This window comes from Serratia sp. LACPHL-BACT-2024-00286 (assembly GCF_043109535.1).
GTDB classification, from domain to species: domain Bacteria; phylum Pseudomonadota; class Gammaproteobacteria; order Enterobacterales; family Enterobacteriaceae; genus Serratia; species Serratia sarumanii.
This window is the reverse complement of the sequence record NZ_JBICNA010000002.1, coordinates 462,439-487,635: the sequence shown is the minus strand read 5'-3', so window position 1 is coordinate 487,635 and position 25,197 is coordinate 462,439. Positions and strand designations below refer to the sequence as shown.

The window sequence follows — 25,197 nt, the reverse complement described above, 5'->3', positions numbered from 1 at the left end:
TCAGGAAGCGTTGGCGTTTTGTAGCAGCATGCCGCGCAGGTCATTGCCGGTTGGCGTTTGATGCACGCGCAGGCCGAACTCGTCGATCACCGCCAGGATATGGTCGAAAATATCCGCCTGAATGCTTTCATACTCCGCCCAGACCGTGGTGTTGGTGAAGGCGTAGATTTCCAGCGGCAGGCCTTCCGGCGTCGGCGCCAGCTGGCGCACCATCAGCGTCATGTTCTGGTGAATGCGCGGGTGAGCGCGCAGGTAGGCTTCCAGATAGGCGCGCAGCGTGCCGAGGTTGGTCAGGCGGCGGCCGTTGAGCGGCGAGGCCAGATCGATGGCAATCTCCTGATTGTGCCGGCTCAGCTCCTGGGTTTTATCGTTCAGGTAGCTGTGCAGCAGCGGGTTGCGCTGCAGGCGACGCTGTTCCTCTTGCGACAGGAAGTGCACGCTGCCGGTGTCGATATTCAGGCTGCGCTTGATGCGGCGCCCGCCGGATTCCGACATCGAACGCCAGTTTTTGAACGAGTCGGAGATCAGCGCGTAGGTGGGAATGGTGGTGACGGTATTGTCCCAGTTACGCACTTTGACCGTGGTCAGGCCGATGTCGGTGACCGCGCCGTCTGCGCCGTATTTCGGCATTTCCAGCCAGTCGCCGATCTTCAGCATATCGTTGGCGGAGAGCTGAATGCCGGCCACCAGGCCGAGGATCGGATCCTTGAACACCAACATCAGGACCGCGGTCATGGCGCCCAGGCCGCTGAGCAGCAGCAGCGGCGATTTGCCCATCAGCAGCGAGACGATCATGATGCCGATCAGGATCGCCGCCACCAGTTTCAGGCCCTGGAAAATGCCGCGCAGCGGCAGCTGATTGGAGATCGGGCTTTGGCGCAGCAGCGCCAGCAACGTATCCAGCAGCGAGAACAGCGACAGCAGGGTGAAGGCGAGGATCCACACCTGTGCGGCGGTGACGATCACCGCCTGGGTCTGGCTGCCGCTCTGCAGCCACAGCGTCGCCTGGATGCTGATAATCACCCCTTGCAGCAGCAGCGCCACGCGCTGGAACAGTTTGTATTGGGTGATGGCCTGTTGCCAGACGCGCTGCGATTGCTGGCCGCGGCGCTGAAGGGCGGCCAGCACCACCCGGTGCAGCACCAGGTGGATCGCGACCGAGATCAGGACAATCAACCCCAATACCATCAACAGCGACATCACTCCGCCGAATTCCAAACCAAACTGTTCCAGCCAGCGCGTTATCTGTTGTTGCATTACCGCTCCTTAAAAAATGCGCAAAAAATATCCTGTAAACTTAAAACGCGTTAGCCTAAGGGGTAACGTGCAGGATTTGTACCTGTTTACCTTTTTTTACATCGGGTTAGCGTTATTTTTCGGTCTCCGCCCCCCGGCTCATCCCCGGGTTTTGCGGCCAGAGAGGAGGGGGAGTTGCACTTAACGTGGCATTGTTCGCTTCTTGAAGAACGCCGTCGATTTCGTTTGGTACAGCAGGAGAAACAGTATGCTTAACGCCTGGCATCAACCGGTCCCGCCTTTTGTGGTGAAGCAAGGGCAACGTTTGGATATCACGCTGTGGTTACAGGGGGATGAACTGCCGGAACGGGTGTTTTTGCGCGCCGAACCGGACAACGAAGAGTGGCTGCTGGCGATGAAAGCGCAGCGCCACGAGGGGATGCGGCGCTACCAGGCCAGCCTGACGCTGAATGAGGGCGAGCCGACGCGGCGTTACTGCTTCAAGCTGCTGTGGGCCGATCGCCAGCAGTGGTTCGGGCCGCAGGGCTGGTCGCCAACGCCGCCGGGGCAGCTGGCGCAGTTCGCCGTCAACGAACCTGACAACGGCCCCGAGTGGGTGGCGGATCAGCTGTTCTACCAGATTTTCCCCGATCGCTTCGCCAGCAGCGGCGGCGAGCACGGCATCCAGAGCGGCAGCTACCGCCATCACGCGGCCGGCGCCGAGGTGATTCGGCGCGACTGGCAGCACCCGCTGGAGGATCGCCACGCCGCCTCGACCTTTTACGGCGGCGATCTGGACGGCATCGGCGCCAAACTGCCGTATTTGCAGCAGCTGGGGGTGACGGCGCTGTACCTGAACCCGATTTTTACCGCACCGAGCGTGCATAAGTACGATACCGAGGACTATTACCAGGTCGACCCACACTTCGGCGGCAACGCGGCGCTGCAGCGTTTGCGAGTGAGCACTCACAAGGTGGGCATGAAACTGGTGCTGGACGGGGTATTCAACCACACCGGCGACTCGCATCCGTGGTTCGACCGCCATCGTCAGGGCGAAAACGGCGCCTGTCACCACCCCGATTCGCCGTATCGCGGCTGGTTCAACTTTTACCCGGACGGCCGCGCGCTCGACTGGAAGGGCAACGCCAGCCTGCCGAAGCTCAACTTTGCCGAGCCGCAGGTGGCGGAAGCGATCTATCGCGGGGAAGGCAGCGTGGTGCGCCACTGGCTGCGCCCGCCGTACAGCATCGACGGTTGGCGGTTGGACGTGGTGCACATGCTGGGGGAGAACGGCGGCGCCACCGGCAACCTGCACCACCTGGCTGGCATCTATCAGGCGGTGAAGCAGGAGAATCCGCAGGCCTACGTATTGGGCGAGCACTTCGGCGACGCGCGCCGCTGGCTGCACGCCGGCGTGGAGGATGCGGCGATGAACTACATGGGCTTCGCGCTGCCGGTGCGGGCGTTCTTGGCGGGGCTGGACGTAGCCTATCACCCGGTGCGGCTGGACGCCGCCGGGTGCGCGCAGTGGATGGACGGCTACCGCGCCGGGTTGCCGCACGGCCGCCAGCTGATCCAGTTCAACCAACTGGACAGCCACGATACCGCGCGTTTTCTCACGCTGTTGCAGGGGAACGCGGCGCGCATGCAGATGGCGGCGGTGTGGTTGCTGAGCTGGATAGGCGTGCCTTGCCTTTATTACGGCGATGAGATTGGTCTGGACGGCGGCAACGATCCGTTCTGCCGCAAGCCGTTCCCGTGGGACGTCGGCGACTGGGACCGGCCGCTGCTGGCGCTGTTCCAGCGCATGGCGGCGCTGCGTAAACAGAGCGTGGCATTGCGTCGCGGCGGCTGTCAGGTGCTGTATGCCAGCGGGGAAACGCTGGTGTTCGTGCGCCTGTATCAGCAGGAGCAGGTGCTGGTGGCGCTGCAGCGCGACGGCAGCGGCCAGGCGCAGCTGCCGTACAACCCGCTGTTGGCGCGCGGCCCGTGGCGGCGTGTGGAAGGGCGGGGAGAGTTGAGCGAAACGGCAGGCGGGCTGCGCCTGCAGCTGGCGGAAGAGACGGCCACCGTGTGGCGCTGTGAAGGCTAAAGACACTGCGGGGGCCGAAGGGCCCCCGCGATAAAGGTGAGTAGGCGTTTACATCAGTAACCGACCGCAGAACCTGCCGGGCGACGCACGTCGTTGGCGCCGTACAGATAACCTTCGCGCACCTTGCCGGAAACCGCCGAGTCGTTGCCGGAGTTGGCCGGGCTGACGCCCGCCGCGCCCGGCAAACCGACCAGAATCAGTTCGGCGGCGCCCCACGGCGTTTGCTCGACCATCTTATAGCCCATGCCGCTCAGCAGCTTCAGCGTATCGGCGGAAACGCCGCGCTGTTCGTAGTACACCTCATCCGGCAACCATTGGTGATGGATGCGCGGCGCGTCCACCGCTTCCTGCGGCGCCATGCCGTGGTCGATCACGTTCAACGCGGTCTGCAGGGTGATGGTGATGATGCGCGAACCGCCCGGCGAGCCCAGCACCATAAAGATCTTGTTGTCCTTGGTCACCAGCGTCGGGCTCATCGACGATAGTGGGCGCTTACCGGGGGCAATGCTGTTGGCGGTGCCCTGCACCAGCCCGTACAGGTTTTTCTCGCCCACTTTGACCGTAAAGTCGTCCATCTCGTCGTTGAGGAAGAAGCCGGTACCCGGTGCGATCACCACGGCGCCGAAGCGGCCGTTGACGGTATAGGTGGTGGAGACCGCGTTGCCGTCGTGATCGACGATCGAATAGTGGGTGGTTTCCGGTTTCTCATGCGGTTCCATGCCGGGCTGCACGTTTTCCGACGGCGTGGCCTTGTCCGCGACGATTTTCTTGCGGATCTGCTCGGCGTAGCTCTTGCTCACCAGCCGGTCGATCGGGTTTTTGATGAACTCCGGGTCGCCGAGGTAGGTGTTGCGGTCCATGTAGGCATGGCGCATCGCTTCGGTCATGGTGTGAATGGCCGCCGCCGAGTTGAAGCCCATGCTTTTCAGGTCGTAGCCTTCCACCACGTTGAGGATTTCGCACAGCGTCACGCCGCCGGAGCTGGGAGGCGGCGCCGACACGAACTTGTAGCCGCGATAGCTGCAGGTAATCGGCGGGGTTTCGGTGACCTTGTAATTGGCGAAGTCGGCGGCGGTCAAGATGCCGCCGCCCTGTTTGGCCGCCGCCTCCACTGCCTGCGGGATCTTGCCTTTATAGAAGGCGTCGGTTCCCCCTTTGGCGATGGCTTCCAGCGTATTGGCCAGATCGGTTTGCACCAGTTTGTCCCCCGGCTGCAGCGGGCTGCCGTCCGGGCGCAGGAAGATTTTGGCCGACTCGGGATCCTGTTTGAAGCGTGCGACGGTGGTGTCGAGGATATCGGTATCGGCGCGGGTCAGCACAAAGCCTTCGCGCGCCAGCCTGATCGCCGGCGCCAGCACCTGTTCACGGCTCAGCTTGCCGTACTTCTCACGCGCGGTTTCCATCCCCAGCACGGTGCCCGGCACGCCCGCCGCCAGATAGCCGTACAGGCTGGCGTCTTTCTTCACCTTGCCGTTGGCATCCAGATACATGTTGGCGCTGGCCGCCGCCGGCGCGGTTTCACGGAAGTTGATGAAGGTGTCGGTGCCGTCCGCCAGGTGAACGGTCATAAAGCCGCCGCCGCCGATGTTGCCGCAGCAGGGGTTAACCACCGCCTGCGCGTAACCGACCGCCACGGCGGCGTCGATGGCGTTGCCGCCCATCTTCAGGATATCCACGCCGACCTGCGAGGCCAGGTGCTGCGAGGTGACCACCATGCCGTTTTTGGCTTCCACCGCGGGGTTGGATGCCGCATACAGGCTGCCGCTGACCAGCAGCGCCGCCATGGTCAGGGGTTTGCTCCATTTCTGTAAAAACATAGTTATTCCTACCCTGTCAGTTTTTTATTGTGTTGTGTTTGCTTGCCGCTGTTCGCTTGCAAAGCGCGAGCCAGCGTTATTGATAGTAGCCGCTGATGGGCGCACGCGCGGCGAGCAGGGTGGGAAATGTGAGCGGAAACAGGGAAATAAAGCACTGAAGGTGGGCGGCCTGCCCCATAAAGGGGCATAAAAAAACCGGCCGCGTGGGCCGGTTGATTCACTATCAGGCTGAAATTACAGCTTGGCAGCGTTTTCAGACAGGTATTTTGCAACGCCGTCTGGGGAAGCGCCCATACCTGCTTTGCCTTTTTCCCACTGAGCCGGGCACACTTCACCGTGCTCTTCGTGGAATTGCAGCGCGTCAACGGTACGGATCATTTCGTCGATGTTACGGCCGATTGGCAGGTCGTTAACAACCTGAGCACGCACGATGCCGTCTTTGTCGATCAGGAAGGAGCCGCGCAGCGCAACGCCGGCTTCCGGGTGTTCGATGCCGTAAGCTTTCTGAATTTCACGCTTGATGTCAGCAACCATTGCGTATTTCACTTCACCGATGCCGCCTTTGTCGACAGGGGTTTTACGCCATGCGTTGTGAACGAACTCTGAGTCGAAGGAAACGCCAACCACTTCAACGCCACGCTTCTGGAACTCTTCATAGCGGTGATCGAAAGCGATCAGCTCGGAAGGGCATACGAAGGTGAAGTCCATTGGCCAGAAGAACAGGACGGCCGGTTTGCCGTTCAGGTGCTTCTTCAGGTTGAAGTTTTCAACGATTTCGCCGCTACCCAGTACGGCAGCTGCAGTGAAGTCAGGGGCTTGACGAGTTACCAGGACCATAATTACTCCTGTAATAGGTGTTAAAGGGTGGATGTAAAAACAAGGGCCAGTATAGGGGCCGCGACTTGGTGAATAAAGGGTAAAAGACCAATCGATGAGATAGCTTTCACCTATCAAAGTCGTTGATATAATTTAGCGAGCTTTAAAAATAACCTTTTCCCACAAAAGGGCAAGCGGCAAAACGTAAATTCTTGCAAGGCGTTGCAATTTCAAGGGCTTGAGCTTGACCTCAGAGCGCTTTGTCCTTCGCCTGCCGCATCATTTGCGGGTAAAACTGCCAGAACTGTGTTTCAAGCTGATGATAATGTTGCTCGACGTCGGCGAACGAACCGGCCAGCGCCTCGAGGCGCGGGCGGCGGCTGGCCATGCCCTGCAGCACCCGGGCGATGAACGGCAATTCGGCGTAGCGCTCCAGCCAGCGTTCCTGCCACAGGTAGCCGTTCAGGTTCTGAAAGCGCGGCGGCGTGAGCGGCAGAAAAGGTTCGATCTGGCTGCGGGCTTCCTGGGTAAACTGGTGCAGGTCGCGCGAAGGCTCCAGCTGCTGCCAGTGGCGCGCCAGAAAATGGTCCCACACCACGTCGAGGGTGATCGGCGCCACGCGGCGGTAGGGGGCGCTGAAATAGTCGCGGCTGGCTTTGACCTGCGGCAGGCTGTCGGTCAGCACGTCGACGCGGCGGTGCATCATGATGCCGGCCACCACCTCGGGCTGGTAGTCGGCGGCGGGGTTGCCGCGCACGAAATCGGCCAGCAGGTTGCCCAGCAGCGAGCTGTCCGCCAGCGTGGCCAGGTGAAGATGAGCGAGAAAATTCATCCCTCAACTATACCCGAAGTCAGGCAAATCCTCCTTATTTCTTGCCGCTGACCGCCCCCGGCTTTAGACTAGGCCGCCTGTTTTTTACCAACCAGCCCTAAATGAAGAAGTGAATACCCATGCGCGTCGCTGATTTTTCGTTTGAACTTCCCGAATCCCTGATTGCCCACTATCCCCAGGCCGAACGCAGCGCATGCCGCCTGCTGCAGCTGGACGGGCCGAGCGGGGCGCTGACGCACGGCGTATTCACCGATCTGCTGGATAAGCTGGAAGCCGGCGACCTGCTGGTGTTCAACAATACCCGCGTGATCCCGGCGCGCATGTTCGGCCGCAAGGTCAGCGGCGGCAAGATTGAGGTGCTGGTGGAGCGCGTGCTGGACGACCATCGCGTGCTGGCGCACGTGCGCGCGTCGAAAGCGCCGAAGCCGGGCGCCGAGCTGCTGTTGGGGGATGACGAGAGCATCGCCGCCACCATGGTGGCGCGCCACGAGACGCTGTTCGAGCTGCGCTTCAACGACGAGCGCGACGTGTTCACTATCCTCAACGCCGCCGGCCACATGCCGCTGCCGCCTTATATCGCCCGCCCGGATGAAGACGCCGACCGCGAGCTGTATCAGACGGTCTACAGCGAGAAGCCCGGCGCGGTTGCCGCGCCGACCGCCGGCCTGCACTTCGACGAGCCGCTGCTGGCGGCGCTGCGCGCCAAGGGCGTGGAAATGGCGTTCGTGACGCTGCACGTCGGCGCCGGCACCTTCCAGCCGGTGCGCGTGGAAACCATCGAAGATCACGTGATGCATGCCGAATACGCCGAAGTGCCGCAGGAGGTGGTCGATGCGGTGCTGGCCTGCAAGGCGCGCGGCAAGCGCGTGGTGGCGGTGGGCACCACCTCGGTGCGCTCGCTGGAAAGCGCCGCGGCGGCCAGCAAAGAAGCGCTGATTGCGCCGTTCTTCGGCGACACCAGTATCTTTATCTATCCGGGCTATCACTATCAGGTGATCGACGCGCTGGTGACCAATTTCCACCTGCCGGAATCGACCCTGATCATGCTGGTGTCGGCCTTCGCCGGCTATAAAAATACCATGAACGCCTATCAGCAGGCGGTGGCCGAGCAGTATCGCTTTTTCAGCTACGGCGATGCGATGTTCATCAGCCGTAACCCGCAGGCGGAAAACGAGTCCGTCGGCGGTTAATTTCCCGGGCTGCGCGCACGGCGCGGCCCCGTTTCAACGACATCAGACTGTTTCTCTGATGCTGGAGGTTTTGTGAAGTACGAACTACAAACTACCGATGGCCGCGCGCGTCGCGGCCGCCTGATCTTCGACCGCGGCGTGGTGGAGACCCCGGCCTTTATGCCGGTCGGCACCTACGGCACGGTCAAGGGCATGACGCCGGAAGAAGTGAAAGAAACCGGCGCGCAGATCCTGCTGGGCAACACCTTCCACCTGTGGCTGCGCCCGGGCCAGGAGATCATGAAGCTGCACGGCGACCTGCACGATTTCATGCAGTGGCATGGGCCAATCCTCACCGATTCCGGCGGTTTCCAGGTGTTCAGCCTGGGGGCGATGCGCAAGATCAAAGAGGAAGGCGTGTACTTCCGCAACCCGATCAACGGCGACAAGGTGTTCCTGAGCCCGGAAAAATCGATGGAAATCCAGTATGACCTGGGTTCCGACATCGTGATGATCTTCGATGAATGTACGCCGTACCCGGCCGACTGGGACTACGCCAAGCGTTCGATGGAAATGTCGCTGCGCTGGGCGGAGCGCAGCCGCAAGCGATTCGACGAGCTGGAAAATAAAAATGCGCTGTTCGGCATCATTCAGGGCGGCGTTTACGAAGATTTACGTGATGTTTCAGTCAAAGGGCTGGTGGATATCGGCTTTGACGGGTACGCTGTGGGCGGCTTGGCTGTAGGCGAGCCGAAAGAGGATATGCATCGCATTCTTGAACACGTTTGCCCGCAAATTCCGGAAGATAAGCCACGCTATTTGATGGGCGTCGGCAAGCCGGAAGATTTGGTGGAAGGCGTGCGTCGCGGCATCGACATGTTCGACTGCGTCATGCCGACCCGCAACGCCCGCAACGGCCATTTGTTCGTGACTGACGGTGTGGTAAAAATCCGTAATGCCAAGCACAAGGATGATACTTCTCCGCTGGATAAGGACTGTGATTGCTACACCTGTCGCCATTACAGCCGCGCCTACTTGCACCATCTCGACCGTTGCAACGAAATATTGGGTGCTCGACTGAACACGATTCATAACCTGCGTCACTACCAACGCCTGATGGCGGGTTTACGCCAGGCTATCGAAGAGGGTAAATTAGAGCAGTTTGTTGCGGATTTCTATGGTCGGATCGGCAAGCCGATTCCGCCTTTAAACGCTTGATCTAATAATTGATAACTTAATGAGGGAATTTCAATGAGCTTTTTCATTTCTGACGCCGTCGCATCCGCAGGGGCTCCGGCTCAGGGAAGCCCGTACTCTCTGATCATTATGCTGGTGGTGTTCGGCCTGATCTTCTACTTCATGATCCTGCGCCCACAGCAGAAACGCGCTAAAGATCACAAGAAGCTGATGGACTCCATCGGTAAAGGCGACGAAGTGCTGACCACCGGCGGCCTGATCGGTCGCGTGACCAAAGTGGCCGACACCGGCATCATCGCCATCGCGCTGAACGACACCACGGAAGTGATGATCAAGCGTGACTTCGTGGCGGCCGTTCTGCCGAAAGGTACCATGAAGGCCCTGTAATCTTTTTTCCCGAAGGGAATTGCCGTGCTAAACCGTTATCCTTTGTGGAAGTATCTGATGTTGATCGTCGTGATCCTCGTCGGTCTGCTTTATGCGCTTCCCAACATCTACGGTGAGGATCCGGCCGTACAAATCACTGGCGCGCGCGGCGTCGCCGCCAGTGAAACTACGCTGGACCAGGTCCGTACCGTATTAGAAAAAGACAACATCGCGAGCAAGTCGATTGCGCTGGAAAATGGCGCCATCCTGGCTCGCTTTAAAGATCCTGACGTTCAGCTGCGCGCCCGCGAAGCGCTGGTGACCGAGCTGGGTGACAAATTCGTCGTGGCACTGAACCTGGCGCCGGCCACGCCGACCTGGCTGGCCATGCTGGGCGCAGAGCCGATGAAACTCGGCCTGGACCTGCGCGGCGGCGTGCACTTCCTGATGGAAGTGGACATGGACACCGCGTTGAGCAAGCTGCAGGAACAGACCATGGATACCCTGCGCAGCGAGCTGCGCGAGAAGGGCATTCCTTACGCGTCTATCCGCAAGCTGGACAACAACGGCGTGGAAGTTCGCTTCCGCGACAATGCGGCTCGTGACCAGGCCATCAGCTACATCGGCCCGCGTCAGCGCGATCTGGTGCTGTCCGCCAACGGCGCCAACACCATGAAAGCCAGCCTGACGGACGCCCGTCTGAGCGAAGCGCGCGAATACGCCGTCCAGCAGAACATCACTATCCTGCGTAACCGCGTCAACCAGCTCGGCGTCGCCGAACCGCTGGTGCAGCGCCAGGGCGCCGACCGCATCGTGGTCGAGCTGCCGGGCATTCAGGACACCGCGCGCGCCAAAGAAATTCTGGGCGCCACCGCGACCCTCGAATTCCGTCTGGTGAACACCAATGCGGACGCCACTGCGGCGGCCAACGGCCGCGTGCCGGGCGACTCCGAGGTGAAATACACCCGTGACGGCCAGCCGATCGTGCTGTACAAGCGCGTGATCCTGACCGGTGATCACATCACCGACTCCACCTCGAGCACCGACGAATACAACCAGCCGCAGGTTAACATCTCGCTGGACAGCGCCGGCGGCACGTCCATGTCCAACTTCACCAAGGACAACATCGGCAAGCCGATGGCGACCCTGTTCGTGGAGTATAAGGACAGCGGCAAGAAAGACGCCAACGGCCGTGCAGTGCTGGTGAAACAGGAAGAAGTGATCAACGTGGCGAACATTCAGTCGCGTCTGGGCAACAGCTTCCGCATCACCGGTATCGGCAACCCGAACGAAGCGCGTCAGCTTTCGCTGCTGCTGCGTGCGGGCGCGCTGATCGCGCCGATTCAGATCGTCGAAGAGCGCACCATCGGCCCGACCCTGGGTCAGCAGAACATCACCCAGGGTCTGGAAGCCTGTCTGTGGGGCCTGGTGGCGTCCATCGTCTTCATGGTGGTCTGGTATCGTAAGTTCGGCGTGATCGCCACCACGGCGCTGGTCGCCAACCTGGTGCTGATCGTCGGCGTGATGTCCCTGTTGCCGGGGGCGACGCTGACCATGCCGGGCATCGCCGGGATCGTGTTGACGCTGGCGGTGGCGGTCGACGCCAACGTACTGATTAACGAACGTATCAAGGAAGAGCTGAAGAACGGCAGGTCCGTTCAGCAGGCGATCCATGAGGGCTATAAAGGCGCGTTCTCCAGTATCGTTGACGCCAACATCACCACGCTGATCACCGCGATCATCCTGTACGCAGTCGGCACCGGTTCGATCAAAGGCTTTGCGATCACCACCGCTATCGGTGTGGCGACGTCCATGTTCACCGCGATTGTCGGTACCCGTGCCATCGTCAACCTGCTTTACGGCGGCAAACGCATTAACAAGCTGTCTATCTGAGGAGTGCGTTGTGGCACAGGATTATACTGTTGAGCAACTCAACTACGGCCGTAAAGTCTACGACTTTATGCGCTGGGACTACGTGGCCTTCGGCATCTCGTTGGTGCTGTTGGTCGCGTCGATCGCCACCATGTCGGTGCGCGGGTTTAACTGGGGTCTGGATTTCACCGGCGGTACGGTGATTGAAATCAACCTGGAGAAACCGGCTAATCTCGACCTGATGCGCGATACGCTGGAGAAGGCCGGGTTCCAGGATCCGATCATCCAGAACTTCGGCAGCAGCCGCGACGTGATGGTGCGCATGCCACCGGCGACCGGCACCGCAGGCCAGGAACTGGGCAACAAGGTGATCGGCGTGATCAACGACTCGGTGGATAAAAATGCCACCGTGAAGCGCATCGAGTTCGTCGGCCCGAGCGTGGGCAGCGAACTGGCGCAAACCGGCGGCATGGCGCTGCTGGTGGCGTTGATCTGTATCCTGATCTACGTCGGTTTCCGCTTCGAATGGCGCCTGGCGCTGGGGGCGGTTATCGCGCTGGCGCACGACGTGATCATCACGCTGGGCGTGCTGTCGCTGTTCCATATCGAGATTGACCTGACCATCGTCGCGTCCCTGATGTCGGTTATCGGCTACTCGCTGAACGACAGCATCGTGGTTTCCGACCGTATTCGTGAGAACTTCCGCAAGATCCGCCGCGGTACGCCTTACGAGATCATGAACGTGTCGTTGACCCAGACGCTGAGCCGTACGCTGATGACTTCCGGGACCACCCTGATGGTGGTGCTGATGCTGTACATCTTCGGTGGCGCGATGCTGCAAGGCTTCTCGCTGGCGATGCTGATCGGCGTGTCGATCGGTACCGTCTCCTCGATCTACGTCGCGTCCGCGCTGGCGTTGAAGCTGGGGATGAAACGCGAACACATGCTGCAGCAAAAAGTGGAAAAAGAGGGCGCAGATCAGCCTTCGATTCTGCCTTAACAACCGCAGTATTCAGCGATATGAGAAGGAGCGCCGATGGCGCTCCTTTTTTTTTTGCCTCGGGGGTCAGTGCTGCTTCACTACCGCCGGTTGGACGGTCGAAACCAGACTGTGCAGACGGATATAGCCCAATTGTTCCGGCGTCAGGCCGCTGAAGCGCAGTTCGAAGTCCTGGCCGGGCTTCGGCAGCAGCGAATCGGCGCTGGCGATCGGTTGCGACAGCGCCTCGGCGGTCAACGGCCGGCCGGTGGCGTCGTCCAACTGGCCCCATTCCACCACGGCTTTGAACGGCGGCAGCGTGGCCTGTGAGAGGACGCGCACATGCAGCTGCGCCTGCGTGCCGTTGGCTTCGTTCTTGATGTGGCTCAGCGAAACGCTCAGTTCGCCGATACCGCTCTGCAAACGGGCGGCGCTTCGGGCCGCCGGCAGCAGATAGACGCCGTTGTCGGAGTGCTGATTGAGCTGATTCTGCCGCTCCAGCGCGGTGGTTTGATCGGTCAGCACGCTCACTTTCTGGTTCAGCGCGGCGACCTGATGGCGCAGCTGGGGCACGGCGGCGTTATGCGCGCAGCCCGCCAGCAACACGGCGGCGGCGAGCAGGGCGATTTTGGGGTAACAGGTTGTCATGACGGCGATTTCCTATGCTGAATCTCCTGTTATCAGCTTAGTCCGCCCGGAGGGGAAAGTCATATCGGCGCCGCTTCCCGGCCGCGTGTCGCAACAAATGGCCGCCGCCCTTTGTTGTGGCTGCACTTCGGGGTAAACTGCATTTATCTATAAAAAACGTTTATCAGGACGTGTTATGCATTGCCCTTTCTGCGCCGCCGTTGATACCAAAGTCATTGATTCCCGCCTGGTGGGGGACGGTTCGCAAGTGCGCCGTCGCCGCCAGTGTCTGGTGTGCAATGAACGCTTCACCACCTTCGAGGTGGCTGAGCTGGTGATGCCGCGAGTGATTAAAAGCGATGAGGTGCGCGAGCCGTTCAACGAAGACAAACTGCGCCGCGGCATGCTGAAAGCGCTGGAAAAGCGCCCGGTCAGCTCGGACGACGTGGAAAACGCCCTTAATCATATAAAATCCCAACTGCGCGCCACCGGCGAACGAGAAGTGCCGACCAAACTGGTGGGCAATCTGGTGATGGACGCGCTGAAAAAGCTGGATAAGGTCGCCTATATTCGCTTCGCGTCGGTGTACCGCAGCTTCGAAGACGTGCGCGAGTTCGGCGAAGAGATCGCCCGCCTGCAAGACTAAAGGATCTTTCATGCATCACGACGAACTTTATATGGCGCGCGCCTTCGAACTGGCGCGGCTGGGGCGTTTTACCACCGCACCCAATCCGAACGTCGGCTGCGTTATCGTGCGCGACGGCGAAATTGTCGGTGAAGGCTATCATCTGCGCGCCGGCGAGCCGCACGCGGAAGTGCACGCGCTGCGCATGGCGGGCGACAAGGCGCGCGGCGCCACCGCCTATGTCACGCTCGAGCCGTGCAGCCATCACGGCCGCACGCCGCCCTGCGCCGATGCGCTGGTGGCCGCCGGCGTAACCCGGGTGGTCGCGGCGATGCAAGATCCCAATCCGCAGGTGGCGGGGCGCGGGCTGTACAAGCTGCAGCAGGCCGGCGTCGAGGTGCGGCACGGCCTGATGCTGGCCGAGGCCGAAGCGGTCAACCTGGGCTTCCTCAAGCGCATGCGCACCGGTTTCCCTTACGTGCAGCTGAAGCTGGGCGCGTCGCTGGACGGCCGCACGGCGATGGCCTCCGGCGAGAGCCAGTGGATCACCTCACCCGAAGCGCGTCAGGACGTGCAGCGCCTGCGCGCGCAGAGTGCCGCCATTCTCAGCACCAGCGCCACCGTGCTGGCGGACGATCCGTCGCTGACGGTGCGTTGGGATGAATTGGACGCCGAGACGCAGCGCCTCTATCCGCGCGACAATCTGCGCCAGCCGCTGCGCATCCTGCTCGACAGCCAAAATCGCATTACTCCGCAGCACCGCGTGGTGCAGCAGCCGGGCGCCACCTGGCTGGCGCGCCTGGAGGCGGATGAACAGGCCTGGCCGCAAGACGTCGAGCAGTTTATCTGCCCGGCGCACGGCGGCGGCGTCGATCTGGTGGTGATGATGATGCTGTTGGCCAAGCGCCAGGTGAATTCAATCTGGGTGGAGGCGGGCGCATCGCTGGCCGGCGCACTGCTGCAGGCCGGCCTGGTGGATGAGCTCATTTTGTACATCGCGCCGAAACTGTTGGGCGATAATGGCCGTGGCCTGTGCCACCTGCCGGGCCTGGAGCGATTGGCCGACGTGCCGGAGTTCGTCTTCAGCGACGTGCGCCAGGTTGGCCCCGACCTGCGTTTGCGCCTGCGGGCGAAACACTGAATCTCGCGCCCGTGCGCCGGTTTTACAAAAGCGCCGCGCAGGCGATGAAAGAATATGATAGAATCCGCCCCCCTGCGGGGTATTGAACCCATTTTTAAGGAAAGCCCATGAAAGTTATCGAAGGTGTTGTTGCTACTCCAAAGGCCCGCGTGGCGATCGCAATTGCACGTTTTAACAATTTCATCAACGACAGCCTGCTGGAAGGCGCGATCGACGCGTTGAAACGCATTGGTCAGGTTGCTGACGACAACATCACCGTTGTCTGGGTCCCGGGCGCTTACGAGCTGCCGCTGACGGCGAGCGTATTGGCCAAAACCGGCAAATACGACGCGGTTATCGCGTTGGGCACCGTTATCCGTGGGGGCACCGCGCACTTCGAATATGTGGCGGGCGAAGCCAGCTCCGGCATCGGCAACGTTGCGATGAATGCCGAAATCCCGGTTGCTTTTGGCGTGCTGACCACCGAAAGCATCGAGCAGGCGATCGAACGCGCCGGCACCAAAGCGGGCAACAAGGGCGCTGAAGCCGCGCTGACCGCACTTGAAATGATTAATGTTATCAAAGCTATTAAAGCCTGAATTTAGTTAAGGGGAATTCCGTGAAACCTGCTGCTCGTCGCCGCGCTCGTGAGTGCGCTGTTCAAGCGCTTTACTCTTGGCAGTTGTCTAAAAACGACCTTGCCGATGTTGAACACCAGTTCCTGACGGAGCAGGATGTCAAAGATGTTGACGTCGCCTATTTTCGCGAGTTGCTGTCCGGCGCGGCAGTGAATGCAGGTATGCTGGATGAACTGATGGCGCCTTACCTGTCGCGTCAGCTCGAAGAGCTGGGCCAGGTGGAGCGCGCGGTGCTGCGCGTCGCGCTGTTTGAACTGAAAATGCGCGAGGATGTCCCTTACAAGGTGGCGATCAACGAAGCGATCGAACTGGCGAAAACCTTCGGCGCGGAAGACAGCCACAAGTTTGTGAACGGGGTGCTGGATAAAGTGGCGCCAACCCTTCGCAAGAAAAAGTAAAACATTAAGGCCGGTATTCCCGGCCTTAATTTCTTCTAGTGGAATATCGATATGGCATGCGGCGAATTTGACCTCATTGCCCGCTATTTTGACCGGTTCAAGCGTGTGCGCCGGGATGTACAGTTGGGTATTGGAGATGACTGCGCACTGCTGGCAGTGCCGGAAAAACAGCTGGTGGCCGTCAGTACCGATACGCTGGTGGCGGGCGTGCACTTTCTGCCGGACATCGATCCGGCCGATCTCGGCTATAAGGCGTTGGCGGTCAATCTGAGCGATCTGGCGGCGATGGGCGCCGATCCGGCCTGGCTTTCGCTGGCGCTGACCCTGCCTGAAGTGAACGAATCCTGGCTGAAGGCCTTCAGCGACAGCCTGTTCGATCAGCTCAACTATTACGGCATGCAGCTGATCGGCGGCGATACCACGCGCGGGCCGCTGAGCATGACGCTGACCATCCAGGGGCTGATCCCGGCCGGCCGGGCGCTGACCCGCAGCGGCGCGCGCATCGGCGACTGGATCTATGTGACCGGCACGTTGGGCGACAGCGCCGCCGGGTTGGCGATCCTGCAGGATCGTTTGGCGGTGACGGAAACGACGGCGCGCGATTATTTGGTCGCTCGCCATCTGCGGCCGCAGCCGCGGGTGTTGCAGGGGCAGGCGCTGCGCGATCTGGCCAGCTCGGCGATCGACATCTCCGACGGCCTGATTTCCGATCTGAAGCATATCCTTAAGGCCAGCGACTGTGGCGCACGCATCGTGCTGGACGAGCTGCCGATGTCGCAGGCGCTGAGCAGCCACGCCGATGCCGAACAGGCGCTGCGCTGGGCGCTGGCGGGCGGTGAAGATTACGAACTGTGCTTCACCGTGCCGGAGATCAACCGCGGCGCGCTGGAAGTGGCGTTGAGCCACCTCGGGGCCGACTACACCTGTATCGGCCAAATTGGCCCGCTGTCTGAAGGCATCCGCTATTATCGCGACGATGAGGCGGTAGAGCTGGACTGGGCTGGGTTCGATCATTTCAACGCGGAGCCGGGCACCCATGGATGAAGCCAAGCGCCGGCTGCGGATGAGCAATCCGTGGCACCTGCTGGCCACCGGGTTTGGCAGCGGTTTGTCGCCGGTGATGCCGGGCACCATGGGATCGCTGGCGGCGATCCCGTTTTGGCTGCTGCTGCTCCAGCTGCCGTGGCAGCTCTACTCGCTGACGGTGATGTTCAGCATCTGCATCGGCGTCTATATTTGCCACCGCACGGCAAAAGACATGAAGGTGCACGATCACGGCAGCATCGTCTGGGACGAGTTCGTCGGCATGTGGATCACGCTGATGGCGCTGCCGGTCAACGACTGGCGCTGGGTCGCCGCCGGTTTCGTTATCTTCCGCATTCTCGACATGTGGAAGCCGTGGCCGATCCGCTGGTTCGACCGCAACGTGCATGGCGGCATGGGCATCATGGTCGACGATATCATCGCCGGCGTGCTGTCCGCCGGCATCATCTACCTGATTGGGCACCACTGGCCGATCGGGCTGTTCTGACAGACGGGCGCGCCGTTTTGCGCCCGCTTCTCTTATTCAAATCCCGTCACCCGATGCGGCACGTAAGCCGTCTCCAGTTCTGCGACCTCTTGCGGCGACAAACTCAAATCGACCGCGGCGATGGCGTCATCCAACTGATCGCTGCGTGAAGCGCCGACGATCGGCGCGCTGACCGCCGGCTTATTCAGCAGCCAGGCCAGCGCGATCTGCGCGCGTGAAACGCCGCGTTCGTCGGCGAGGCTGGCGACGCGCTCGGCGATAATGGCGTCGATGCCTTCAGTTTCCTCGTACAGGCTCTTGCCGAACTGGTCGGAAACCAGCCGCGCGGTGGTTTCGCCCCAGGGGCGGGTCAGGCGGCCGCGCGCCAGCGGGCTCCACGGCAGCACGGCGATGCCTTCGGCGGTACACAACGGATGCATTTCGCGCTCTTCTTCGCGCTGAATCAGGTTGTATTGATCCTGCATGCTAACAAAGCGCGTCCAGCCGTGCAGATCGGCGGTATACAGCGCCTTGGCGAACTGCCAGGCGTACATCGAGGAGGCGCCGATGTAACGCGCCTTGCCGGCTTTCACCACGTCGTGCAGCGCTTCCAGCGTCTCTTCCAGCGGCGTTTCGTAATCCCAGCGGTGGATCTGCAGCAAATCGACATAGTCGGTGCCCAGGCGCCGCAGGCTGTCGTCGATGGATTGCATGATGTTGGCGCGCGACAAACCGCGTTCCAGGTTGCTCAGCGGGAAATACACCTTGGTGGCGACCACCACGTCTTCGCGGCGCGCATAGTCGCGCAGCGCCCGGCCGAGGATCTCCTCGCTGCTGCCGTCGGAATAGCTGTTGGCGGTATCGAAAAAGTTGATGCCGGCTTCCAGCGCCTGTTTCAGCAGCGGACGGCTGCTCTCTTCCGGCAGCGTCCAGGCGTGATTGCCGCGGTTCGGTTCGCCGTAGGTCATGCAACCCAGGCAGATGCGCGAGACGTTCAGATCGGTGTTGCCCAGTTTAAGGTACTTCATGCTTGCCTCCCATTCGAAAGCTCAGACAGTAACTGTAGCGCGGATCCCGGAGGGCGGAAACGAAAACGCCCCCGAGAGCGGAGGCGTTTTGTCAGGCGCGAGTGGCGATTACTGCGCCAGCCAGGTTTCGATTTGGCGCTGAATGCCGGCGGCGTCCAGCCCCAGATCGGCGCGCAGTTCTTCCTGGCTGCCCTGCGAGACGAAGCTGTCCGGCAGGCCGAGGTTCAGCACCGGCACCGGACGGCGTTTGGCCATCAGCAGTTCGTTGACGCCGCTGCCGGCGCCGCCCATGATGGCGTTCTCTTCCAGCGTGACCAGCGTTTCATGGCTGGCGGCCAGTTCGAGCACCAACTGCTCGTCCAGCGGTTTGACGAAGCGCATGTCGACCAGCGTGGCGTTGAGCGCCTCCGCCGCTTGCGCGGCCTCCGGCAGCAGGGTGCCGAAGTTGAGAATGGCGATCTTTTCCCCCTGGCGGCGCACCACGCCTTTGCCGATCGGCAGCAGGTTGAGCGGCTCCAGCGCCGCGCCGGTGCCGGTGCCGCGCGGATAGCGCACGGCGCTCGGGCCGTCGTTGTAGTGATAGCCGGTGTACAGCATCTGGCGGCATTCGTTCTCGTCGCTCGGCGTCATGATCACCATGGTCGGAATGCAGCGCATGAACGACAGATCGAACGCTCCCTGGTGAGTCTGGCCGTCGGCGCCGACGATGCCGCCGCGATCGATGGCGAACATCACCGGCAGGTTTTGGATCGCCACATCGTGGATCAGCTGATCGTAGGCGCGTTGCAGGAAGGTGGAATAGATCGCCACCACCGGCTTGTAGCCGCCGATCGCCAGCCCGGCGGCGAAGGTGACCGCGTGCTGCTCGGCGATCGCCACGTCGAAATATTGCTGCGGGTAGTCACGAGAGAACTGCACCATGCCGGAGCCTTCGCGCATCGCCGGCGTGATCGCCATCAGCGAGCTGTCTTTGGCGGCGGTTTCACACAGCCAGTCGCCGAAGATTTTCGAATAGGTCGGCAGACCACCGGCGCTTTTCGGCAGCGTGCCGCTGGCGGGATCGAACTTCGGCACCGCGTGGAAGCTGATCGGATCCTTCTCCGCCGGCGCGTAACCGCGGCCTTTCTTGGTCATGATGTGCAACAGCTGCGGGCCTTTCAGATCGCGCATGTTTTTCAACGTGGCGACCAGCCCCTGCACGTCGTGCCCGTCTACCGGGCCGATATAGTTGAAGCCCAGCTCTTCGAACAGCGTGCCCGGCACCACCATGCCTTTCAGGTGCTCTTCGGTGCGTTTCACCAGCTCCTTGATCGGCGGCACGCCGGCCAGCACTTTCTTGCCGCCTTCGCGCAGGGTGGAGTAAAGCTTGCCGGACAGCAGCTGCGCCAGGTGGTTGTTCAGCGCGCCGACGTTTTCCGATATCGACATCTCGTTATCGTTCAGCACCACCAGCATGTCCGGGTTGATGTCGCCCGCGTGGTTCATCGCTTCGAACGCCATGCCGGCGGTGATGGCGCCATCGCCGATCACGCACACCGTGCGGCGGCCTTTGCCTTCACGCTCTGCCGCCACCGCCATGCCGAGGCCGGCGCTGATCGAGGTTGACGAATGGCCGACCGATAGCACGTCGTATTCGCTTTCGGCGCGCCACGGGAACGGATGCAGGCCGTTTTTTTGCCGAATGGTGGCGATGCGGTCGCGGCGGCCGGTCAGAATTTTGTGCGGGTAGGCCTGGTGGCCGACGTCCCACACCAGGTGATCGAACGGCGTGTTGTAGACGAAATGCAACGCCACCGTCAGTTCGACGGTACCCAGCCCGGAGGCAAAGTGGCCGCTGGAGCGACTGACGCTGTTCAGCAGGTATTGCCGCAGCTCATCGCACAGCTTCGGCAAGCTCTCTTTGGGCAGTGAGCGGAGTTCCTCGGGGTTTTCCGCTAGCGCCAGGGTTGGGTATTTGGCTATATCAAGACTCATTCGATACTCATATCAGAGGAGTTAACGTCACACGTTAATTGTCGCGTTCAATAATGAAGCTGGCTAACGCTCGCAATGGCGCTGTGTTATAAGATTGCGCTGCCAAAGTGTCTAATGCAGCTAATGCTTCCTGATAGAGATCCCACGCTTTTGCTTTCGCGCTGTCAAGCCCGAGTAACGCCGGGTAGGTACTCTTTCCGTGTTGTTGGTCCGCTCCCTGGCGCTTGCCGATTTTTTCAGTCTCGCCGACAACGTCCAAAATGTCATCCTGCACCTGGAACGCCAGGCCGACCGCAGCGGCGTAACGATCCAGTTGCGGCAGCGCCGCACGCCCGGCTTCGCCGGCGCTCAGCGCGCCCAGGCGCACCGCCGCGCGGATCAGCGCACCGGTTTTGTGGCGGTGGATCTGCTCCAGTGCCTGCAGATCGACGCGCTTGCCTTCGGCTTCCAGATCCAGCGATTGGCCGCCGCACATGCCGGCGACGCCGCTGGCGGCCGCCAGTTCGGAGACCATCGCCAGCCGATCGCGCAGCGCCACGTCGGGCATTTCGGCATCGGCCAGGATCGAAAACGCCAGCGTTTGCAGCGCATCGCCGGCCAGGATCGCGTTGGCTTCGCCGAATTTAATGTGGCAGGTCGGCTGGCCGCGGCGCAGATCGTCGTCGTCCATCGCCGGCAGATCGTCGTGGATCAGCGAATAGGCATGAATGCATTCTACCGCCGCCGCCGGCGCGTCCAGGTTGCTCAGCGACACGCCGAACATCTGGCCGGTGGTATAGACCAGGAACGGGCGCAGGCGCTTGCCGCCCAGCAAGGCGCCATGACGCATCGCCGCCACCATGTTGCCGTCGTTGAACGGCAGCGGGGCGATGAAGTCCAGCAGCGCGCGATCGGCGCGCTGGCGGAAAATCTGCATTTGATCGGCAAAAGCGGCCGATGGGGCGATCTCAGACATGTCGGTTACTCGGTATCCGGTGTGAAAGGCGCCAGCGCGGCATCGTCGGCGCTGTCGTTAAGGAGTATCTGCACACGCTGTTCCGCCTGTTGCAGTTTCTGCTGGCCTTGACGCGCCAGCTGCACGCCGCGTTCGAATTCGTTCAGCGCGTCTTCCAGCGGCAGTTCGCCTGATTCCAGACGCGTCACGATGCTTTCCAGCTCGCCGAGGGCGCTTTCAAAGCTGGCTGTTTGCTCTGTACTGGCTGATTGTGCTGGTTTTTTCGGCATAATTTTCTTTTTACGTCATCATGTGAACCGTGGCGCCAGAGCCTATCCTAGCGGATCTTGATTAGCAAATCATGGCGCTCATGTGTGGTTTTGTGCGCAGAGCACGGCGATATGGTGATATACTCCGCGCCGTAATTCTTATCTGACAACAAAGACCGCCATGAAGTTTATCATTAAATTGTTCCCGGAAATCACCATCAAGAGCCAATCTGTGCGCTTGCGCTTTATCAAGATTCTCTCGACCAATATTCGCAACGTCCTGAAGCAGTATGATGAAACGCTGGCGGTCGTCCGTCACTGGGATCATATCGAAGTTCGCGCCAAAGATGAAAACCAGCGGCCGGCCATCGCCGACGCCCTGACGCGCATTCCCGGCATCCACCATATTCTGGAAGTGGAAGATCGCGCTTATACCGACATCCACCACATCTTCGAGCAGACGCTGGAAGCCTACCGCGCCCAGCTGGAAGGCAAAACCTTCTGCGTGCGCGTCAAGCGCCGCGGCAAGCAGGCGTTCAACTCGCAGGACGTGGAGCGCTACGTCGGCGGCGGCCTGAACCAGCATATCGAGAGTGCGCGCGTTAACCTGACCCGCCCGCAGGTCACGGTAAACCTGGAGATTGAAGACGACAAGCTGATGCTGGTCAAACGCCGCCTCGAAGGCATCGGCGGTTATCCGGTCGGCACCCAGGAAGACGTGCTGTCGCTGATTTCCGGCGGTTTCGACTCGGGCGTGTCCAGCTACATGCTGATGCGCCGCGGCTGCCGTGTGCACTTCTGCTTCTTTAATCTGGGCGGCGCTGCGCACGAGATTGGCGTGAAGCAGGTGGCGCACTACCTGTGGAACCGTTTTGCCAGCTCGCACAAGGTGCGCTTCGTCGCTATCGACTTCGAACCGGTGGTGGGCGAGATCCTGGAGAAGGTCGACGACGGCCAGATGGGCGTGGTGCTCAAGCGCATGATGGTGCGCGCCGCTTCGCAAGTGGCCGAACGCTACGGCGTGCAGGCGCTGGTGACCGGCGAGGCGCTGGGGCAGGTCTCCAGCCAGACGCTGACCAACCTGCGTTTGATCGACAATGCGTCCGATACCCTGATCCTGCGTCCGCTGATCTCGCACGATAAAGAGCACATCATCAAGCTGGCGCGCGAAATCGGCACCGAAGACTTCGCCAAAACCATGCCGGAATACTGCGGCGTGATTTCGAAGAGCCCAACGGTGAAAGCGATCAAGGCCAAGATCGAAGAGGAAGAGAGCCACTTCGATTTCAGCATTCTCGACCGGGTGGTGAGCGAGGCGAAGAACGTCGATATCCGCTCTATCGCCGAGCAGGCGCAGGAGCAGGTGACCGAGGTGGAAACCGTCGCGGCCTTCGGTGCCGACGAGGTGATCCTGGATATCCGCTCCAACGACGAGCAGGAAGAAAAACCGCTGCAGCTGGAACAGGTTGAAGTGAAAGCGCTGCCGTTCTACAAGCTGAGCACCCAGTTTGGCGATCTGGATCAGAGCAAAACCTACCTGCTGTACTGCGAGCGCGGCGTGATGAGCCGCCTGCAGGCGCTGTACCTGCTGGAGCAAGGCTTCAGAAACGTGAAGGTTTATCGTCCGTAATTTATCCGCCGGCGCCGCCAGACGCCGGCCGTTTTCTTTCAAAGCGCATTTTCCCGCCAAATAACCCTGCTTATTACGCCTTTTTTTAAATAATACACTTAACTTGTTTTTCCTTTTATTAAAATCACTTCAGTCAATATATTAAAAATCTATTGATTTTTTTATTTGATGGTATGGATATTATTGTTATCGAACGCTGGCAGCCCTGTCGGCGTTTATCTGCTGACTCCCTATTGAAATTGTGTTTTGGCATTTGATTGCACATGTTTTTTCTTACTGTGCAAATTATATTTTTGCTGAGCATAAGCCATTCGTATTTTATGGTTATCAGGGTAATGCACATTGCAAAGGAGGATATCCCTATGGCCATTAATGTTTTTCGCCATTAGTCTGAACGTCAGTTAATGGTTGGCAGGGATGGACAACGTTATTTAAGGAGAGCGATTAATGAAAATGAATAAGACGACATTGCTGTTGTCGGCAGCGGCGTTGCTGTTGCCCAGCGCGCCGCTGTTGGCGCAAATAGCACCTCAGGCGGGGGGCGCATCGGTTGACCATATCAATCAGGTGCCGGTGGTGAATATCAATCGTGCGGGTGCGGACGGTGTCTCGCATAACGTTTACACGCAGTTCGACGTTGGCGCTCAGGGCGCTATTTTAAATAACAGCCTTGCGGGCGTGAATACGTCATTGGCCGGAACCGTTGCGGGGAACGCTCAGTTAGAGGGCCGTGCAGCTAAGGTAATTCTGAATGAAGTGAATTCGGTAAATAAAAGTATTTTGAAGGGGATGGTAGAAGTCGCCGGGCAACGTGCCGATGTTGTCATTGCCAATAAATCCGGCATTACCTGCAACGGTTGCGGTTTTATTAATGCCCGCAACGGCGTATTAACTACCGCCGATTTGCAGTTCAAGGACGGCGCTTTTAACGGCTACCACGTTAATCAAGGCAATATTCGAGTCGAGGGGGAGGGCTTGACGAAGGGCGATGTCGATTATACGGCTGTTATTGCGCGCACGGCGGAAATCAGCGCGGCGGTTCATGCGGACGCCCTGTTAGTCTCGGCGGGGAAAAAAACGGTTTCGGCAGATCTATCCCGCTTCAATAGCGTTGAAGCGTCTAAAGATAAGCCTGAAGTATTGATCGACGTCGCCGAGTTGGGGGGAATGTATGCCAACAAGATTAGGCTGGTCGCCAATGAAAACGGCGTAGGCGTCAATAGCGGCAATGCCAATGGGGCGGGCTCCAACGCCGGCGCCGCGTTGAACAATGTCAGCATCGTCAGTATCCAAACCGATGCGGGAAGTGATGAACGCGTGCAAATCGGCAACGGCGCTCAAAACGTATCTCGCGCTTCCGTCGGTATCGCCAACCGCGGTCAGATTCAGGCGAAAAACGGTGGCGCCGACATCAGTACCGACTCGCTGGTCAATCAAGGAAATATCGCTTCACAGGGGCAATTGAACATCCGCGCTACCCGGCTGCAAAATGAAAAGAACGTGAGTGCGCGTTCGGCCTCCCTGACGGCAACGCAGCTGGACAATATCGGCCGCATCGAGGGCGGGGCAATGCGGCTGAATGCGACCCAACTGAACAATCGCGGCAGCGTCAAAACGCAAAACGGCGCGCTGACACTGCGGGCGACCCGCGTCGACAATACCGGCGGCATTCAATCCGCGCAGGCTTTACAACTCAACGCCACCAGCTTGTTCAACGCCGGCAATGGCGTGATCGAAGCCCAAAACGGCGCGGCGATCCAGGGAACGTCCATCACCAACCGCGGGAGCATCGTTTCTCGCGCTTCTTCCATCAGCTTGTCGGACACCAGTTTCAGCAACTACGGCAGGATTGAAGCCTATGGCGATATCAGCCATCGCGGCGTCTCTTTCAACAACTCAGGCACGATGCGCTCCACGTCCGGCGCGGTCACCAACAACGGCCGCGACATCAACAAGCCCGCGAATAGCTGGGGTTGGGGATACGGCGGTTTCGGCTGGCCTTACGGTTGGTCTTATTGGATGTGACAAACGTTTCCCCCACCCAAGGGTGGGGGAATGGATGAGAGAG

General features: G+C 60.4%; 23 protein-coding genes. 14 read left to right on the top strand and 9 right to left on the bottom strand.

The genetic code is table 11. The features are described 5' to 3' along the window. Window positions 1-1,257, bottom strand: a complete 1,257-nt coding sequence (locus ACF8MC_RS08910) for a mechanosensitive ion channel family protein (RefSeq protein ID WP_039566999.1) — start codon at window positions 1,255-1,257, stop codon at window positions 1-3. 247 nt (window positions 1,258-1,504) lie between these two features. On the opposite strand from ACF8MC_RS08910, the gene malZ reads away from it, so the two are divergent. Then, window positions 1,505-3,328, top strand: coding sequence for a maltodextrin glucosidase (gene malZ, locus ACF8MC_RS08905; protein ID WP_164105051.1), 1,824 nt, complete (start codon window positions 1,505-1,507; stop codon window positions 3,326-3,328). Window positions 3,329-3,381: 53 nt separating this feature from the next. Here the strand turns inward: malZ and ggt are convergent, their stop codons facing one another. From ggt to ACF8MC_RS08890, 3 genes are all read right to left on the bottom strand, one after another. Then, window positions 3,382-5,145 (bottom strand): gamma-glutamyltransferase, encoded by a 1,764-nt coding sequence (gene ggt, locus ACF8MC_RS08900; protein WP_049196391.1) that lies wholly within the window; start codon window positions 5,143-5,145, stop codon window positions 3,382-3,384. Between the two features lie 234 nt (window positions 5,146-5,379). Further along, window positions 5,380-5,982: a peroxiredoxin C gene (locus tag ACF8MC_RS08895; protein WP_019454212.1), complete on the bottom strand. Its 603-nt coding sequence runs from the start codon at window positions 5,980-5,982 to the stop codon at window positions 5,380-5,382. 229 nt (window positions 5,983-6,211) lie between these two features. Continuing rightward, on the bottom strand, window positions 6,212-6,793 hold the full coding sequence (locus tag ACF8MC_RS08890) for an ACP phosphodiesterase (RefSeq protein ID WP_049213799.1): 582 nt from the start codon (window positions 6,791-6,793) through the stop codon (window positions 6,212-6,214). Window positions 6,794-6,912: 119 nt separating this feature from the next. On the opposite strand from ACF8MC_RS08890, the gene queA reads away from it, so the two are divergent. From queA to secF, 5 genes are all read left to right on the top strand, one after another. After that, window positions 6,913-7,983 carry a tRNA preQ1(34) S-adenosylmethionine ribosyltransferase-isomerase QueA gene (gene queA, locus ACF8MC_RS08885; protein WP_004940394.1) on the top strand — a complete coding sequence of 357 codons (1,071 nt, stop codon included), beginning with the start codon at window positions 6,913-6,915 and terminating at the stop codon, window positions 7,981-7,983. Between the two features lie 72 nt (window positions 7,984-8,055). Next, window positions 8,056-9,180, top strand: a complete 1,125-nt coding sequence (tgt, locus tag ACF8MC_RS08880) for a tRNA guanosine(34) transglycosylase Tgt (RefSeq protein ID WP_033647322.1) — start codon at window positions 8,056-8,058, stop codon at window positions 9,178-9,180. A gap of 33 nt (window positions 9,181-9,213) precedes the next feature. Further along, the gene (yajC, locus tag ACF8MC_RS08875; RefSeq protein ID WP_004940391.1) at window positions 9,214-9,546 is read left to right on the top strand and encodes a preprotein translocase subunit YajC; all 333 of its coding nucleotides are present in this window, start codon (window positions 9,214-9,216) and stop codon (window positions 9,544-9,546) included. Between the two features lie 24 nt (window positions 9,547-9,570). Next, window positions 9,571-11,418 (top strand): protein translocase subunit SecD, encoded by a 1,848-nt coding sequence (gene secD / locus ACF8MC_RS08870; RefSeq protein WP_072008390.1) that lies wholly within the window; start codon window positions 9,571-9,573, stop codon window positions 11,416-11,418. A gap of 10 nt (window positions 11,419-11,428) precedes the next feature. Further along, a complete protein-coding gene (gene secF, locus ACF8MC_RS08865) occupies window positions 11,429-12,397 on the top strand; it encodes a protein translocase subunit SecF (RefSeq protein ID WP_019454209.1) in 969 nt (322 codons plus the stop codon). Between the two features lie 66 nt (window positions 12,398-12,463). Here secF and ACF8MC_RS08860 read toward each other — a convergent pair whose 3' ends face one another. Further along, window positions 12,464-13,024, bottom strand: coding sequence for a DUF3251 domain-containing protein (locus ACF8MC_RS08860; protein WP_049213800.1), 561 nt, complete (start codon window positions 13,022-13,024; stop codon window positions 12,464-12,466). A 175-nt stretch (window positions 13,025-13,199) separates the two neighbouring features. On the opposite strand from ACF8MC_RS08860, the gene nrdR reads away from it, so the two are divergent. From nrdR to pgpA, 6 genes are all read left to right on the top strand, one after another. Continuing rightward, a complete protein-coding gene (nrdR, locus tag ACF8MC_RS08855; RefSeq protein ID WP_004940387.1) occupies window positions 13,200-13,649 on the top strand; it encodes a transcriptional regulator NrdR in 450 nt (149 codons plus the stop codon). 10 nt (window positions 13,650-13,659) lie between these two features. Continuing rightward, the gene (ribD, locus tag ACF8MC_RS08850) at window positions 13,660-14,769 is read left to right on the top strand and encodes a bifunctional diaminohydroxyphosphoribosylaminopyrimidine deaminase/5-amino-6-(5-phosphoribosylamino)uracil reductase RibD (protein ID WP_164105050.1); all 1,110 of its coding nucleotides are present in this window, start codon (window positions 13,660-13,662) and stop codon (window positions 14,767-14,769) included. 107 nt (window positions 14,770-14,876) lie between these two features. Further along, the gene (gene ribE / locus ACF8MC_RS08845) at window positions 14,877-15,347 is read left to right on the top strand and encodes a 6,7-dimethyl-8-ribityllumazine synthase (protein WP_033637299.1); all 471 of its coding nucleotides are present in this window, start codon (window positions 14,877-14,879) and stop codon (window positions 15,345-15,347) included. Between the two features lie 20 nt (window positions 15,348-15,367). After that, the gene (nusB, locus tag ACF8MC_RS08840) at window positions 15,368-15,784 is read left to right on the top strand and encodes a transcription antitermination factor NusB (RefSeq protein WP_004940384.1); all 417 of its coding nucleotides are present in this window, start codon (window positions 15,368-15,370) and stop codon (window positions 15,782-15,784) included. 51 nt (window positions 15,785-15,835) lie between these two features. After that, window positions 15,836-16,828 (top strand): thiamine-phosphate kinase, encoded by a 993-nt coding sequence (gene thiL, locus ACF8MC_RS08835; protein WP_033637301.1) that lies wholly within the window; start codon window positions 15,836-15,838, stop codon window positions 16,826-16,828. Then, complete coding sequence (gene pgpA, locus ACF8MC_RS08830; RefSeq protein WP_033653272.1) at window positions 16,821-17,315, top strand: phosphatidylglycerophosphatase A; 495 nt, start codon at window positions 16,821-16,823, stop codon at window positions 17,313-17,315. The genes thiL and pgpA overlap by 8 nt, the downstream gene beginning before the upstream one ends. Window positions 17,316-17,347: 32 nt before the next feature. Here the strand turns inward: pgpA and ACF8MC_RS08825 are convergent, their stop codons facing one another. The 4 genes from ACF8MC_RS08825 to xseB all read right to left on the bottom strand — a co-directional run bounded on the left by ACF8MC_RS08825 (window position 17,348) and on the right by xseB (window position 21,520). Beyond that, a complete protein-coding gene (locus ACF8MC_RS08825; protein ID WP_164105049.1) occupies window positions 17,348-18,322 on the bottom strand; it encodes an aldo/keto reductase in 975 nt (324 codons plus the stop codon). 108 nt (window positions 18,323-18,430) lie between these two features. Continuing rightward, on the bottom strand, window positions 18,431-20,296 hold the full coding sequence (dxs, locus tag ACF8MC_RS08820; protein ID WP_033637303.1) for a 1-deoxy-D-xylulose-5-phosphate synthase: 1,866 nt from the start codon (window positions 20,294-20,296) through the stop codon (window positions 18,431-18,433). 34 nt (window positions 20,297-20,330) lie between these two features. Continuing rightward, a complete protein-coding gene (ispA, locus tag ACF8MC_RS08815) occupies window positions 20,331-21,251 on the bottom strand; it encodes a (2E,6E)-farnesyl diphosphate synthase (protein ID WP_025301754.1) in 921 nt (306 codons plus the stop codon). A gap of 5 nt (window positions 21,252-21,256) precedes the next feature. Then, window positions 21,257-21,520, bottom strand: a complete 264-nt coding sequence (gene xseB, locus ACF8MC_RS08810; protein ID WP_033642062.1) for an exodeoxyribonuclease VII small subunit — start codon at window positions 21,518-21,520, stop codon at window positions 21,257-21,259. A gap of 160 nt (window positions 21,521-21,680) precedes the next feature. Here xseB and thiI point away from each other — a divergent pair, with 160 nt between their 5' ends. Both thiI and ACF8MC_RS08800 read left to right on the top strand, forming a co-directional pair. Then, entirely contained in the window at window positions 21,681-23,129 is a 1,449-nt protein-coding gene (thiI, locus tag ACF8MC_RS08805; protein ID WP_164105048.1) for a tRNA uracil 4-sulfurtransferase ThiI, read from the top strand. Between the two features lie 447 nt (window positions 23,130-23,576). Further along, window positions 23,577-25,154: a filamentous hemagglutinin N-terminal domain-containing protein gene (locus ACF8MC_RS08800; RefSeq protein ID WP_164105047.1), complete on the top strand. Its 1,578-nt coding sequence runs from the start codon at window positions 23,577-23,579 to the stop codon at window positions 25,152-25,154. Window positions 25,155-25,197: the final 43 nt, after the last annotated feature.